This is a genomic window from uncultured Microbacterium sp., from assembly GCF_963521695.1.
Taxonomy (GTDB): domain Bacteria; phylum Actinomycetota; class Actinomycetes; order Actinomycetales; family Microbacteriaceae; genus Microbacterium.
In genome coordinates, this window is record NZ_CAUQWC010000077.1 from 1 (window position 1) to 14,091 (window position 14,091).

General features: G+C 69.9%; 12 protein-coding genes and 1 tRNA gene. 6 read left to right on the plus strand and 7 right to left on the minus strand.

Features of this window, described 5'->3' with window-relative positions; translation table 11 throughout:
• Positions 1-1,485: non-homologous end-joining DNA ligase (gene ligD, locus RWP81_RS07750; RefSeq protein WP_314454418.1), on the minus strand; the 1,485-nt coding region annotated here is incomplete at its 3' end.
• 287 nt (positions 1,486-1,772) lie between these two features.
• On the opposite strand from ligD, the gene RWP81_RS07755 reads away from it, so the two are divergent.
• Positions 1,773-2,627, plus strand: a complete 855-nt coding sequence (locus RWP81_RS07755; protein ID WP_314454420.1) for a Ku protein — start codon at positions 1,773-1,775, stop codon at positions 2,625-2,627.
• A 3-nt stretch (positions 2,628-2,630) separates the two neighbouring features.
• Here the strand turns inward: RWP81_RS07755 and RWP81_RS07760 are convergent, their stop codons facing one another.
• From RWP81_RS07760 to RWP81_RS07770, 3 genes are all read right to left on the minus strand, one after another.
• A complete protein-coding gene (locus RWP81_RS07760; protein ID WP_314454423.1) occupies positions 2,631-3,395 on the minus strand; it encodes a VTT domain-containing protein in 765 nt (254 codons plus the stop codon).
• 48 nt (positions 3,396-3,443) lie between these two features.
• Positions 3,444-3,525, minus strand: a tRNA-Leu gene (locus RWP81_RS07765).
• A 51-nt stretch (positions 3,526-3,576) separates the two neighbouring features.
• On the minus strand, positions 3,577-5,187 hold the full coding sequence (locus RWP81_RS07770; protein ID WP_314454426.1) for an amidohydrolase: 1,611 nt from the start codon (positions 5,185-5,187) through the stop codon (positions 3,577-3,579).
• A 72-nt stretch (positions 5,188-5,259) separates the two neighbouring features.
• Here RWP81_RS07770 and RWP81_RS07775 point away from each other — a divergent pair, with 72 nt between their 5' ends.
• Positions 5,260-6,282 (plus strand): NADPH:quinone reductase, encoded by a 1,023-nt coding sequence (locus RWP81_RS07775; RefSeq protein ID WP_314454429.1) that lies wholly within the window; start codon positions 5,260-5,262, stop codon positions 6,280-6,282.
• A gap of 78 nt (positions 6,283-6,360) precedes the next feature.
• Here the strand turns inward: RWP81_RS07775 and RWP81_RS07780 are convergent, their stop codons facing one another.
• Both RWP81_RS07780 and RWP81_RS07785 read right to left on the minus strand, forming a co-directional pair.
• Positions 6,361-8,133: a M20/M25/M40 family metallo-hydrolase gene (locus RWP81_RS07780; RefSeq protein WP_314454432.1), complete on the minus strand. Its 1,773-nt coding sequence runs from the start codon at positions 8,131-8,133 to the stop codon at positions 6,361-6,363.
• Positions 8,134-8,336: 203 nt separating this feature from the next.
• Positions 8,337-9,572, minus strand: coding sequence for an MFS transporter (locus RWP81_RS07785; protein ID WP_243222335.1), 1,236 nt, complete (start codon positions 9,570-9,572; stop codon positions 8,337-8,339).
• A 71-nt stretch (positions 9,573-9,643) separates the two neighbouring features.
• Between RWP81_RS07785 and prfB the strand changes: the two genes are divergently transcribed.
• The 4 genes from prfB (at position 9,644) to smpB (ending at position 13,365) form a co-directional block, all read left to right on the plus strand.
• Complete coding sequence (prfB, locus tag RWP81_RS07790) at positions 9,644-10,753, plus strand: peptide chain release factor 2 (protein WP_055953891.1); 1,110 nt, start codon at positions 9,644-9,646, stop codon at positions 10,751-10,753.
• A gap of 120 nt (positions 10,754-10,873) precedes the next feature.
• The gene (gene ftsE, locus RWP81_RS07795) at positions 10,874-11,920 is read left to right on the plus strand and encodes a cell division ATP-binding protein FtsE (protein ID WP_314454436.1); all 1,047 of its coding nucleotides are present in this window, start codon (positions 10,874-10,876) and stop codon (positions 11,918-11,920) included.
• Positions 11,917-12,834, plus strand: a complete 918-nt coding sequence (gene ftsX, locus RWP81_RS07800; protein ID WP_314454440.1) for a permease-like cell division protein FtsX — start codon at positions 11,917-11,919, stop codon at positions 12,832-12,834. The genes ftsE and ftsX overlap by 4 nt, the downstream gene beginning before the upstream one ends.
• Positions 12,835-12,888: 54 nt before the next feature.
• Entirely contained in the window at positions 12,889-13,365 is a 477-nt protein-coding gene (gene smpB, locus RWP81_RS07805) for an SsrA-binding protein SmpB (protein ID WP_055953901.1), read from the plus strand.
• Between the two features lie 55 nt (positions 13,366-13,420).
• Here the strand turns inward: smpB and RWP81_RS07810 are convergent, their stop codons facing one another.
• Positions 13,421-14,077 carry an SIMPL domain-containing protein gene (locus RWP81_RS07810; RefSeq protein WP_314454444.1) on the minus strand — a complete coding sequence of 219 codons (657 nt, stop codon included), beginning with the start codon at positions 14,075-14,077 and terminating at the stop codon, positions 13,421-13,423.
• Positions 14,078-14,091: the final 14 nt, after the last annotated feature.

The window sequence follows — 14,091 nt, forward strand, 5'->3', positions numbered from 1 at the left end:
GAGGTCGGCCACCGACGGCGCGGTGATCGGTCGAGGCGGGGTCGACGCGGTGGTGGCGGGGGCGGCGCTCGCACCGGCATGGTCGAGGGCGACCACCGGCGCCCCGTCGCGTTGCGCGTGGCCCTCGGCATCCGTCTTCATGCGGTGCAGCAACCACTGCGACTTCTCTCCGGCGCCCTGCGTGCGGATGAGGGCGACCCGGACGCGCCCGAGAGGACCGTCGGGCCGACCCTGGAGGGTCGCGATCACCTCGTCGTCGCGCCACTTCTCGAGGTCGTAGGTGCCGGTGTCCCAGACCGTCATGATTCCCGCCCCGTACTCGCCGCGGGGGATCTCGCCCGCGAAGTCGAGGTACTGCATCGGGTGGTCCTCGGTCATGACGGCGAGGCTGTTCTTCGCCGTCGTCGCGGGCACACCCCGAGGCACGGCCCAGCTGACGAGCACGCCGTCGTGCTCGAGCCGCAGATCCCAGTGCAGGCGGGAGGCGTGATGCTCCTGGATGACGAAGCGGGGGAGACCCTCGGGCACGGCGTCGCCGTGCGGTGCGGGAGGCACGGGCTCGGGGGTGCGGCCGGCGGTGCGCTTGGAGATGTAGGACCGCAGGGGCCCGTCGTCGCGCTCGACGGGGGCGAGGGGGTCGACGGTGCGCTCGAGCACCTCGCTGAACAGCAGATGACGCAGACCGGGATCGTCGAGCTCGTCCCAGGTGCGCGGGGCGGCGACCGTCGGCCGTGCGCGGCCGCGCAGCGAGTAGGGGGCGATCGTGGTCTTCGACCCGTTGTTCTGGCTCCAGTCGATGAACACCTTGCCGGGACGGGCGGCTTTCGACATCTGGCTGACGACGAGGTCGGGGTGGTCGGCCTCGATGGCTCGCGCGAGTTCTTTCGCGATCGCGCTGGCGGAATCGCTCGACTGCTTCCCGTCGAGGTGCGCGTACAGGTGGATGCCTTTGCTGCCGCTGGTGACCGGCAGCGGATCCAGGCCCATGTCCCGCAGAACCGCCCGCGCCCAGCGGGCGACCTCGGCGCACTCGGCGAGTCCCACCCCCGGGCCGGGGTCGAGATCGAGCACGAGGCGGTCGGGGTTCCGGCGCTCGCCGCCGGGCGAGAATCTCCACTGCGGCACATGCAATTCGAGGCTGGCGACCTGGGCGAGGTACACGAGGGTCGGCAGGTCGTCGACGAGGGGGTAGTCCTTCGCCCCGGAGGAGTGATCGATCGGCAGGCGCCGCACCCAGGCAGGAGCCCCCGGTTCGAGGGCCTTGGCGAAGAACGGCTCGGCAGGTTCGGCCTCGGTGCCCACGCCGTCGGGCCAGCGTGTGCGCGTGAGCGGGCGGTCGCGCACGTGGGGGAGCAGGAGCGGCGTGATGCGCGAGTAGTAGTCGATCACCTCGCCCTTGGTGGTCCCCGTCTCGGGATAGAGCACCTTGTCGAGATTCGACAGGCGCAGTCGGCGACCGCCGATCCGCACCGTCTGCTCCGTCATCGCCCCAGCGTAGAGCGGGGAAGGTCCGGGATGCCGACGGCGTTCCGTCCGCGCCCGGACACAGCGCAGGAGTTCCGGCTGCGCCCGGACACAGCGCAGGAGTTCCGTCCGCGCCCGGACACAACGCAGGAGTTCCGGCTGCGCCGACCGACAGTACGGCCCCGTCCGCCGGTCGGTCGGTCGGATTTCCTGCGTTGTGTCAGGGGGCGGCAGTGGACGGCGCGGAACCGGCGACCCGCGGCGCAAGGGTCTCGGCATCCCGAGGCGTTTCGGTGTTCACTGGACCCATGCGATCGATCTGGAAGGGCGCCCTGACGTTCGGGCTCGTCAACGTGCCGGTGAAGGTGTACTCGGCCACCGAGGACCACGACGTCTCCCTGCACCAGGTGCACAACAAGGACGGCGGGCGCATCCGGTATCAGCGCATCTGCGAGGTCGACGGCGAGGTCGTGCCCTACGGCGACATCGATCGCGCCTATGACGACGGCGAGCAGACGGTCGTCCTGACCAAGGACGACCTCGCGTCACTGCCCAGCGAGCGCAGCCGTGAGATCGAGGTCGTCGAGTTCGTCCCCAGCGAGCAGGTCGATCTGCTCACCCTCGACAAGGCGTACTACCTCGAGCCCGACTCCTCGTCGCCCAAGGCGTACGTGCTGCTGCGCAAGACGCTCGAGCAGACCGACCGCACCGCGATCGTGCGGTTCTCGCTGCGGCAGAAGACGCGGCTCGCCGCCCTCCGGGTGCGCGGAGACGTGCTCGTGCTGCAGACGTTGCTGTGGGCCGACGAGGTGCGCGAGGCGGCGTTCCCGGCGCTCGATGAGAGCGTGCGGATCTCGGCCAAGGAGCTCGAGATGTCGGCATCCCTCGTCGAGAGCTTCTCGAAGGACTTCGATCCCGAGGAGTTCACCGACGCGTATCAGGCGGAGCTGCGCACCCTCATCGACGCGAAGCTCGAGCAGGGCGACGCGATCGACACGGATGCCACCTTCGGAAAGCAGGAGGAAGACGACGGCGGCGAGGTCATCGACCTGATGGAGGCGCTCCGCGCGAGCGTCGAGCGCAGCCGGGCGGCGCGGGCGGGGGAGAACGACAAGGCCGCCGACAAGAAGCCGGCGGCCAAGAAGAAGACGAAGGCGTCCTGAGCCTCAGCGCGCCGGGTGGTCGCCGTCTTCGAACGACTTCGGGTCGAGCGTCAGCGCCTCGGCCTCGTCGTGGGTGACGGTGTCGTGTCCGGCTGCCGCATCGCGCTTGGCGGCGGCGCGCTCGCGGAAGTAGTGGAAGACGACGAAACCGACGGTGCCGACCACGACCGTCAGCAGGATGACGTCGATGTACTCCGCGACGAACTCACCGACGCCGGGGATCAGGCTGAGCAGATAGCCCGCGACGGTGAGGCCGAAGCCCCAGAGCAGGGCGCCGATCAGGTTGTAGAGCGTGTACTTCCACTTGTTCATGTGGCCGACACCCGCGGCGATCGGCGCGAACGTGCGCACGATCGGCACGAAGCGGGCGAGGATCACGGTGAGTCCGCCGAAGCGGATGAAGAACGCGTTCGTGCGCTCGACGTTCTTGCGGCTGAACAGACCCGACTCTTTGCGCTCGAAGATCGCGGGCCCCGCCTTGTGGCCGATGAGGTAGCCGACTTCGCCACCGAGGAAGGCCGCGAGGCCGATCAGCAGTCCGGTGATCCAGACGTTGACTCCGAAGACCCCGTGAGGCGGGTGCGTGACCGGGTTCGACAGGATGCCCGCCATGATGAGCAACGTGTCGCCGGGCAGCAGGAAGCCGATCAGCAGACCGGTCTCGGCGAAGACGATCAGACACACGATGACGAGGGCCCAGGGGCCGGCGGCGTCGATGATCGTCGCGGGGTCGAGCCACGGGAGCAGTGCGGCGGTGGTGTGGATCACATCGGTCCCGTCGGGTCGGAGAGGTGGTGCGGGTGGAGCGGCCAATCGTGCGGAAGGGGGGACTTGAACCCCCACGCCCGAAGGCACAGGAACCTAAATCCTGCGTGTCTGCCGATTTCACCACTCCCGCGAGTGCGTTCAGTCTAAACGGGACGCGCCCGCCCCCGATGTGAACGAGCCGTCAAAGCACGAGCACCTCACCCGCCACCACGGTCGCCTTCGTCCGGGTCTCGTGGATGTCGACGGCCGAGACGTTGAACGGATCGCGGTCGGCGATCGCGAGGTCGGCCGCGGCGCCCGCAGCGAGGGTGCCCGCACCGATACCGAGAAGGTCCGCCGAGCCGCGCGTGTACGCGTCGAGCGCCGCCTCGAGCGAGAGGGCGTGCGCGGCGCCGAGGGGCTCGGCATCCGCTTCTCCCGGGGGACGACGAGTGACGGCCACGTGGATGCCCAGCCACGGGTCGAAGGTGGAGACGGGCCAGTCCGACCCCATCGCGAGCGCGGCGCCGGCATCGCGGAGGGCTGCGAACGGGTAGAGATCGTCGGCGCGGTCGACGCCGAGCAGGGGCAGGGTGACCTGACGCACCAGGGCGTTGGCGCACGCCCAGTACGGCTGGCAGTTGGCGGTGACTCCCAGGGCGGCGAAGCGGGGGACGTCGTCGGGGGCGATCAGCTCGAGGTGGGCGATGTGGTTGCGCACGCGGGCGCGGTGATCGGCCGATACCGCGGCGAATCCGTCGAGGGCGTCATGGACTGCCGCGTCTCCCAGGGCGTGCACGTGGACGGCGACACCGGCTGCGTTCAGCGCGGGGACGAGCTGCTGCACGAGCTCGGGCGCGAAGTACGACAGGCCGCGCGACCCGTCGGGGTAGGGGTGGCAGAGGTGCGCGGTCCGCGTCTCCACGATGCCGTCCAGCATGAGCTTCGCCGTGTGCGTGGGGAACCCGGCCGCCGTGTTCACGCGAGCGCGCTCGATGCACGCGGCGACGAAGGCGTCGATCGTGTCCGATGCGAGGTTCCGCGGCACCCAGATGGCGCCCGTCGCCCGCCCGACCAGCGATCCGTCACGCAGGAGCGAGAGGTACGCGTGCGAGAAGTCGGGGTAACCGGCGTACTCTCCCAGCGCAGCTTCCTGCCAGCCGGTGATGCCGGCGGCCAGTGCCGACCGCGACACCGTGAGAAGGGCCCGCGCGATATCCGCGGTCTCGTGCGGGGGGATGTGCGGAGAGACCAACTGCATGGCGCCCTCGCGCAACGCGCCGCTCGGTGTGCCGTCGACCGCGCGTTCGATCCGCCCGTCGGAGGGATCGGGGGTGGCGCGGTCGATGCCCGCGGCGACGAGGGCCGCCGAGTTCGCCCACCCGCCGTGGTGGTCGGCGTCGAGCAGGAAGGCGGGACGATCCGGAACCAGTGCGTCGAGGTGGGCGGCAGTGGGGCCGGTGGGCGGGAAGAGCGTGGGGTCCCATCCTCCGCCCACCACCCACGAGGCACCGGATCCGACGGCGAAGGTGCGGATGCGCCGGTCGATCTCATCGAGCGTGTCCGCGCCCGCCAGATCGCAGCGGAGGGCGTCGACCGCCCCACCTCCGAGGTGGAGGTGCGCATCGACGAACCCCGGGGTCACGAGTCCGCCGCGCGCATCGAGCTCGTCGTCGACCCTCCCCAGGGTGTCGCGCACGTCGCGGTACGAACCGACGGCGACGATTCTGCCGTCGCGCACTCCCAGGGCGTCGGCGTCGAGGACGTTTCCGGCGGAGAAAAGGACGCCGTTGGCGACGAGAAGGCTGCTCACGGCTTCAGTGTGGCGGGAGCCTTCGCGACACGCCGAAGGAATGCGCGCACCGCCTCGGGCGCTTCCCTCCGTATGCAGGCGATCACGTACTCCCAGACCGGTGACTCCTCCGTCCTCTCGCTCGTCGAGCGTCCTCTGCCCGACCCGGGCCCCGGCGAGGTGCGCGTGCGCATCGCCGTGTCGGGGGTGAACCCGACCGACTGGAAGGCCCGACAAGGCGGCCGCCCCTTCTCGTGGGATGAGGTCACCCCCAATCAGGACGGCGCGGGAATCGTGGATGCCGTCGGCGACGGCGTCGACACCCCGTCGACGGGTCAGCGGGTGTGGGTCTACCTCGCCCAGCACGAGCGTCCCACCGGCACGGCCGCCGAGTACGCCGTGATCCCGGCCGCCCGTGCGGTCCCGCTCGCCGACGACGCCTCGTTCGCCCTCGGGGCGAGCCTCGGCGTCCCCGCCATGACGGCCCACCGCGCCCTGACCGTGCACGAGCACGGGCCGTCCCGACTCGCGCCGGGAGCCTTGAACGGACGCACGGTCCTCGTGCAGGGCGGCGCCGGCGCCGTCGGCCACGCGGCGATCCAGCTCGCCGCGTGGGCAGGCGCGACGGTGATCGCGACCGTCAGCAGCGATGAGAAGGAGGCGCTCGCGCGCGCTGCCGGCGCCCACCACGTGCTGCAGTACCCGAGCGACGCGCTCGCCGACGGCATCCGCGAGCTCGCACCGAACGGCGTCGAGCACATCGTCGAGGTCGCCATCGCCGACAACGCCGCCCTCGATGTCGAGGTGATCGCCAACCACGGCTCGATCGGCTACTACGCCGATAACGGCGGTGACCAGTTCAGCGCCGCGGTGCGGGCCAGCTTCGCCAAGAACGTCCGCTGGCAGGGCCTGCTGCTGTACACCGTGGGCGAAGACGCGCTCGCCGCCGCCGTCGAAGACGTGTCGGCAGCCGTCGCCGACGGAGCGCTACCGGTCGGAGACGACGCCGGGCTGCCCCTGACGTGGTTCGCCCTCGCCGACACCGCAGCCGCGCACGACGCCGTCGCGAACGGCGCGACGGGGAAAGTGCTCATCCGCGTGAGCGACGCGGAGTAACCGCACACGAAACCGCCGGGGCCGCGCGTGATGCGCGACCCCGGCGGTTTCGTCGGTCCGGGGGGAGACCGTCGACGGTTACTGCTGCGTGCGGCGGCGGGCGATCGCCGTTCCGGCTGCGACGATCAGACCGAAGGCGAGCATGCCGGCACCGATCAGCGGAAGCGGCGAGCCCTCCACGTCGGAGCCGGTGCGCGCGAGGCTCCCGCCGGAACCCTTCCCACCCGGGGCGGGAACGGCCGTGGTGCTGGGAGACGGTGCGGACGTCGGTGCGGCCGTGGCCGTCGGCTCCGCGGTGGGGCCGGGCGTGGCTGTGGGCTCAGCCGTCGGTGTCGGCGTGGGCGCGACGGCATCCCAGGCCAGCACGTAGGCCGCGTGGCCGATCGCGGGCGAGAAGATGTCGATCGACGTGCGGTTGATGTTCGCGAGGGTGTCGTCGGCCGAGTGGTAGTTGCGGTCCATGAAGACGCCGGCTGTTCCGCCGAACATTGTCACCTGCTCGGCGGTCTTGATGTCGTCCGCACCCGAGAACAGTCCGCCCGAGGGGATGCCGTTGTCGATGAACGCCTGGTAGTCACTGCGGCCCGAGTATTCGGTGTCGATCCACGGCTGCTCGATGGCGTCGAAGTAGTCGGTGTACACCTTCTCGATCTCGATGGACCCGTCGGGGATCTCGACCGGAGCTTCGGACGACGACTCGTTCGCGTCGTAGACGCCCACCGTGAAGTTCTCCGACCCGATCATGTCGTAGTTGAGGTACGCCGAGATCCGGGCGAGCTCGGCCGGATCCTCCGCGACGAGCTCGTCGACGTAGGCCGTCGAGCCGAGCAGCCCGATCTCCTCGGCACCCCACAGGGCCAGGCGGATGCGCTTGTCGTTGGGGACCTCGGATGCCGCGATCTTCTCGGCCAGGGCGAGGATGGCCGCCGAGCCCGAGCCGTTGTCGTTCACGCCGGGTCCTTCGGCCACCCCGTCGAGGTGCGCGCCGACGACGACGGTGTCGTCGGGGTCGCCCGCGATGCTGTTGGCGATGATGTTGAACGTCTTGCCGACGAGGAACTCCTTCTCGATGACGGCGGTGCCCTCGACGGGCTCGCCGGCGGGAGCCGCCGCGACGAGGGCCACCAGCGCCTCGCCGCTCGCCTGCGGCAGGGTGGCAGCGGGGGAGTTGTCCTCGTTGCGCGGGCCGGCCGAGACGTTGGTGAGTTGACCCTCGGGGGTCGTCCCCTCGGCCTCGGGGCGAGCGTTGTTGTAGACGAACACCGCGCCGGCACCCGCCGCCGTGGCGTTTTCGATCTTCGCCTGGAAGGTGCAGTCGCCACGCTGCACGAGCACGATCGCGCCGGCCGGAACGGCGGCGTAGTCGGTCGTGGCGCACCCGAGGCGGAGCCCCGCGGCGTCGGCGGCGGGGAGGGCCAGGGTGTCGGTGTAGTCGCCGTCGATGCCTTCGCTGGTGTCGAAGTGCGACCCCTCGTACGTGGTGCCCTCGACGGTGAGGGACGCTTCGCCGAACTCCGAGTACGGCACGTCGAATTCGTCGCGGGTGACGGTGAACGCCCCCGTCGCCTCGAGAACCTCTTCGGCGTACTCGGCTGCGGCTTCGTAGCCGGGCGAGTCCCACGCGCGGAAGCCTTCGGCGGCGAACGACTCGCTGATCTCGGACAACTCCGTGAGGTGGGTCATGACGTCGGCGCCGGTCAGGCCGAGGTCGTTCGGGGTCTCGCCCGGGGCGACCGCGGCGGTCGCCGCCGGCGCGAGCAGCAGCGATCCGCCGACGAGGGCGGTCGTGGCCACCACGGCGGAGAAACGGCGGCCGCGCGAGGGCGGGGAGGGGGTGGTGTTTCGGGGCACGGTGAATGCACCTCTCTGCGGGCGGCGACGCCCGCATCATCCAGGGGGAACGATGCGTCCGCCCGAGGAGGCGAACACGCTTCGATTCTTATCGGATAGCTGAGCATTCGCCATCGATTCCCGGAATGTTTACGGCGCGGAAACCTGCGAACCGCCGTTTTCGGCACGTCGGAGCCGGATGCACCTGAACGGTTTCCGAAGCTTCACCGCGTGCGCGGCACATATCGCGGCACCCACCGGACGAACCCGATGATGCCCAGCACCGCGATCGCGCCCATCGCCCCGACCCCGACCGAGAGCGACGCCACCGCCGTGAGCGCCGACACGAGCAGCGGGGCCAGCGCCCCGCCGCCGTCCGTGAGCGTCCGCCACGATCCGAGGAAGGCGGCCGGCTCGCTGGGAGGGGCGATGTCTGCGCCGAGAGTGAGCAGGATGCCGCTCGAGAGGCCGTTGCCCACACCGAGCACGGCGGCGAACATCGCGTACCACATGGGCGCGGAGCCCAGATCGTGGGTGAACGAGAGCGCGATGAACCCGGCGCCCATAAGGATCATCGCCGGAAGAGCCGCCCACAGCCGCCCGAAGCGGTCCATCACCTGACCGCTGGCGTAGAACAGGGCGAAGTCGATGGCACCCGACACCCCCACCACCACCGCGATGGTGCCGGCGTCCAACCCCAGCGAGACACCCCACAGCGGGAGCACCACCTGGCGGGCCGACCGCACCGCCGAGAGCGAGGCGGCCGCGAGGCCGAGTCGCGCCAGCACCCCGCGGAAGCGCCACATCGTGCGGAAGACGCCCGCTCGTTCGACCGTGGGGATCGCGCCGGTCACGGGCTCGCCGGTGTCCTCGGCCTCCCTGGTCGCAGCGTGTGGCCGAGGCGTCGAGCCCGCCCCGACGGGCACGGCCCGCTCGGGGTCGGGACCGAAGAACACCAGCAGGATGGTCGCGACCTGGCACACGGCGAAGAAGACCACGGATGCCGTCTCGTCGCCGAAGATGCCCAAGAGCGCCGCAGAGATGAACGGCCCGACGAACATGCCCGCCCGGAAGGTACCGCCCAGGAGAGACAACGCCCGGGCGCGGAAATGCAACGGTACGCGCGTCGTCATGAACGAATGGCGGGCCAGCGCGAACGCCGCCGCGCAGAAGCCGATGAGGAACACCGCCGCCGCGAACACGGCCAGCGACGAGGCGAAGACGATGCCGACGAGACCGGCCAGCACGACGATGCCGGCGACGCCCATCGTCACGCGCTCGCCGAATCGGGCCACGGCCCACCCGGCAGGGATGTTGCCGCACAGCTGGCCGACGACGAGGGCGGCGGCGACCAGGGCCGCGAGAGCGACGTCGGCGCCGAGCCGGTCGGCGATCACGGGGATGAGGGGGATGACGGCGCCCTCGCCGATCGCGAAGAGCAGGGTGGGTCCGTAGATCATCGGCGCGAAGCGCACCAGCACGTTCCGGGGAGAGTCGGCTGTCACCGTGTCCACGATAGGCTGGATGCCAAATGCTCGAACTCGATTTGACCGCCGACATCCAGGCGCTGCGCTCGACCTTCGCCGATATCCAGGCCGTGGTCGACGTCGACGCACTCACCGCAGACATCGCACGTCTCAGCGAAGAGGCCGGTGCCCCGAACCTCTGGGACGACGTCGACAACGCTCAGAAGGTCACCAGCCGCCTGAGCCACCGTCAGGCGGAGCTCAAGCGCGTGTCGGAGATCGAGCAGCGGCTCGACGACCTCGAGGTGCTCGTCGGGCTCGCGATCGAGATGGACGACGAAGAGTCGGCCGACGAGGCCCGTCGCGAACTCTCCTCCCTCAAAGACGTGATCGGTCAGCTCGAGGTGCAGACCCTCCTCGACGGCGAGTACGACCCGCGCTCCGCCGTCGTCACGATCCGCTCCGGCGCCGGCGGTGACGATGCCACCGACTTCGCCGAGATGCTGCTGCGCATGTACCTCCGCTGGTGCGAGCGTCACAAGTACCCCGTGAAGGTCATGGACACCTCGTTCGCCGAGGGTGCGGGCATCAAGTCCGCGACCTTCGAGGTCGACGTGCCCTACGCCTACGGCACGCTTTCCGTCGAGGCGGGCACCCACCGCCTCGCGCGCATCAGCCCCTTCGGCGGTGCCGACAAGCGCCAGACCAGCTTCGCGGCGGTCGAGGTCATCCCGGTGATGGAAGAAGCCGTCGAGGTCGATGTGCCCGAGGGCGACATCCGCGTCGACGTGTTCCGTTCGTCGGGACCGGGCGGGCAGTCGGTCAACACGACCGACTCGGCCGTGCGCATCACCCACCTCCCCACGGGCCTGGTCGTGTCGATGCAGAACGAGAAGTCGCAGATCCAGAACCGCGCGGCCGCCATGCGCGTGCTGCAGACGCGCCTGCTCCTGCTCAAGCGCGAAGAAGAGGCCGCCAAGAAGAAGGAGCTCGCCGGCACCATCACCGCGAGCTGGGGCGACCAGATGCGCTCCTACTTCCTGTACGGCCAGCAGCTCGTGAAAGACCTGCGCACCGGGTACGAGGTCGGCAACCCCGCGGTCGTCTTCGACGGCGACCTCGATGGGCTGATCGCCGCCGGCATCCGCTGGCGCAAGCGCAAAGAAGACGACTGACCCGCACGTGACGACGAACCCTGTGGATGCCGGAAGCCCGGCATCCACAGGGTTCTCTCGTTTCCCGACACGGCGCGTCCTGACGGCGTGCCTCGGACCCGCGCTTAGGCTCATCGAGCCATGATCCGGTTCGAAAACGTCACCAAGCGGTATCGCGGCACCGCGAAGCCCGCCCTCAGCGCCGTCGACTTCGAAGTGCAGCGCGGGGAGTTCGTCTTCCTCGTGGGCGCATCGGGGTCGGGGAAGTCGTCGTGCCTGCAGCTCATCCTGCGCGCCGAGACGCCCAGCGACGGGCGCGTGGTCGTGCTCGGTCGCGACCTGCGCACCCTGTCCAATCGCAAGGTGCCCTACTTCCGGCGTGAGATCGGCTCGGTCTTCCAGGACTTCCGGCTTCTGCCGAACAAGACCGTGTTCCAGAACGTCGCTTTCACGCTGCAGGTGACCGGATCGTCGCGTGGATTCATCCAGCAGGCCGTCCCCGAGGTTCTCGCGCTGGTCGGCCTCGACGGCAAAGAGAAGCGCCTGCCGCACGAGCTGTCGGGCGGGGAGCAGCAGCGTGTCGCCATCGCGCGCGCCCTGGTCAACCGCCCCCAGGTACTGCTCGCCGACGAGCCCACCGGAAACCTCGACCCCGGCACGTCCACCGACATCATGCGCCTGCTCGCCCGCATCAACGCCGGCGGCACGACCGTCGTCATGGCTACGCACGAGGCCGGTTTCGTCGACCAGATGCAGCGGCGCGTGATCGAGCTCAGTGGTGGCGAAATGGTGCGCGACGAGCGCGGCGGCGGATACGGCGACACCGCCAGCATCCCGCGCCTGACTCCCGAGGTCGAGAAGGGCGCCGCCGCCGTCGCGGCCCTCTCGGCGGTGCTCGAGGTGCAGCGCGAGGTCACCGGTCGCACGGGGCCCCTGCAGCCCCTCCCGAAGACGGATGCCGCGCCCGCACCGCGGGCGGAGCGGTCTGCAGATGCCGCCCACGATGCCGCGGCAGTCCCGGCATCGGACGCCCCCGCCGACGAGCCCACCCGACAGCCGCGTGAGCCGGGGACCAACACGGGGTTCATCCCGGTCACGACGCCTCAGGTCGACGAGCTCGGACTCGCCGACCGCCTCGGCCTCGGTAAGAAGACAGACCGCAGCGACGAAGTGGGGCCCACATCATGAGGTTCGGGCTCATCCTGTCGGAGGCCTTCACGGGCCTACGACGCAACGCGTCCATGGTCATCTCGGTCATCCTCGTCACGTTCGTCTCGCTCACCTTCGTCGGTGCGGCGATGCTGATGCAGATGCAGATCGGCAAGATGCAGTCGTACTGGGCCGACCGTGCCCAGGTGGCGGTGTTCATGTGTGCCTCCTCGTCGAACGTGAACACCTGCGCCGCGGGAGAGCCGGCGACCCAGCAGCAGATCGACGAGGTCACGGCGACGCTCGAGGGGCCGGCGCTCGCGCCGCTCATCCGCGACTACACGTTCCAGACGAGCGACGAGGTGTTCGCCGACGCGCAGCAGCAGCTGCCCGAAGACATCCTCGGTGTCGTCACGGCCGACCAGTTCAACGCGACCTTCAGCATCAACCTGGTGGACCAGCGTCAGTCGGATGTGATCACCGAGGCGTTCAGCGGCCAGACGGGTGTCGAAGACGTCCAGGATCAGCTGCAATACCTCGAGCCCTTGTTCCAGGCGCTGACGGTCGCGACCTACGTCGCCGTCGGCATCGCCGGTCTCATGCTGATCGCCGCGGTGCTGCTGATCGCCACCACCATCCGCCTGTCGGCGTTCGCGCGTCGACGGGAGCTCGGCATCATGCGGCTCGTGGGGGCGTCCAATCGCTTCATCCAGACACCGTTCGTCGTCGAGGGCGTGCTCGCCGCCCTGGTCGGCTCGGCACTCGCGAGCGTCGCGGTCTGGGCGATCGTCGGCGTGGGCGTCGACCAGTACTTGCGAGACCGCATCGGATTCATCACGTCGTGGGTCGACGTGGGCGACGTCGCGATCGTCATCCCGGTCATCGTCGTCGTGGGCGTCATCCTGGCCGCCCTCAGTGCCAGCTTCGCCATCCGGCGATGGCTGCGCACCTGAGCGTGGGGTAGACTGTAAGGCTCTGTGTGCCCATGATCATGAGGAGGTGGCACCGTGCCTCGTGAGCAGGGTGAAAAGCTCATCGCGTCCAACAAGAAGGCGCGTCACGACTACGCCATCGAGAAGACCTACGAAGCCGGTCTCATCCTGACCGGGACCGAGGTCAAGTCGCTGCGGCAGGGCCGGGCGAACCTGACCGACGGCTACGCGTACATCGACGGCGGGCAGGCTTTCCTCGACGCGGTGCACATTCCCGAGTACTCGCAGGGGCACTGGACGAACCACTCCGCCAAGCGCACCCGCAAACTGCTGCTGCACAAAGAGGAGATCATCAAGCTCTCGCACGCCGTGTCGGCGGGCGGGTACACGCTCGTCCCGCTGCGGCTGTACTTCCTCGACGGGCGGGCCAAGGTCGAGATCGCCGTGGCGAAGGGCAAGCGCGAGTTCGAGAAGCGTCAGACGATCCGTGAGCGCGAAGACAAGCGCGAGGCGGAGCGCGCCATGCGCACGAAGAATCGCCTGGGCGACTGACAGCTGCCGCTACGGGCGCCGTCAGCGCCTCGGGGTCGGGGCCGCTATGGACGGGTCACTCTGCGCGGAAGCGCCCCTCCACGACCGACGTCACGACGATCTCGGGCGGCTGCAGACTGAACGACGGTCCGGCGTCGGCACTGGCGGCCATCATCCGGGCGCCCATCGGCGTCGGCGACTCGGGGCGACCGCCGAGCAATCCGACATCTGCGATCTCGACCGCCGCGACCGATGCCAGGCCCAGGGCGTCCGCGTAGGCGGTTGCGCGCTCGACGGCCACGTGAACCGCCTCGGCGGCGACCTCGCGCTCCACGCGAGCGCGCGTGTCGGGGGAGAGGCGCCACTCGACGGCCGTGACCTGCACGTCGTCGGACTCGGCGACATCGCCCAGCCACCACGACAGCGCACCGGCGTCGGTGAAGGTCGCCGACAGCTCGACGCTGGCGTGGTGCACGAGGGGGAGCTGCGCCCCCTCGTTGTTCCACGGTCGGTCCGACCACACCGAGACCCGCGCGCTCGACCACTCCGACACCTCGCCGGAGCGAAGGTGGGCGACCAGGCCGTCCTGCACGGTCGATGCCCGCTCCTGCGCCCGCTCGACGACGGGACCGCGCGAGGGACCGTCGGTGGAGACGGTGACGCGCACCGCCGCTTCTTCAGCGCGGACGCGCGAGTTGCTCTCGCCCCGGACGGTGATGACGACGTCGCTCATGCGGCGAGCCTACG

Coding starts and splice junctions, on each gene's coding strand:
- prfB (WP_055953891.1), top strand. CDS start 9,644: ATGCTCGAACTCGATTTGACCGCCGACATCCAGGCGCTGCGCTCGACC.
- ftsE (WP_314454436.1), top strand. CDS start 10,874: ATGATCCGGTTCGAAAACGTCACCAAGCGGTATCGCGGCACCGCGAAG.
- RWP81_RS07785 (WP_243222335.1), bottom strand. CDS start 9,572: ATGATCTACGGACCCACCCTGCTCTTCGCGATCGGCGAGGGCGCCGTC.
- RWP81_RS07775 (WP_314454429.1), top strand. CDS start 5,260: ATGCAGGCGATCACGTACTCCCAGACCGGTGACTCCTCCGTCCTCTCG.
- ftsX (WP_314454440.1), top strand. CDS start 11,917: ATGAGGTTCGGGCTCATCCTGTCGGAGGCCTTCACGGGCCTACGACGC.
- RWP81_RS07810 (WP_314454444.1), bottom strand. CDS start 14,077: ATGAGCGACGTCGTCATCACCGTCCGGGGCGAGAGCAACTCGCGCGTC.
- RWP81_RS07755 (WP_314454420.1), top strand. CDS start 1,773: ATGCGATCGATCTGGAAGGGCGCCCTGACGTTCGGGCTCGTCAACGTG.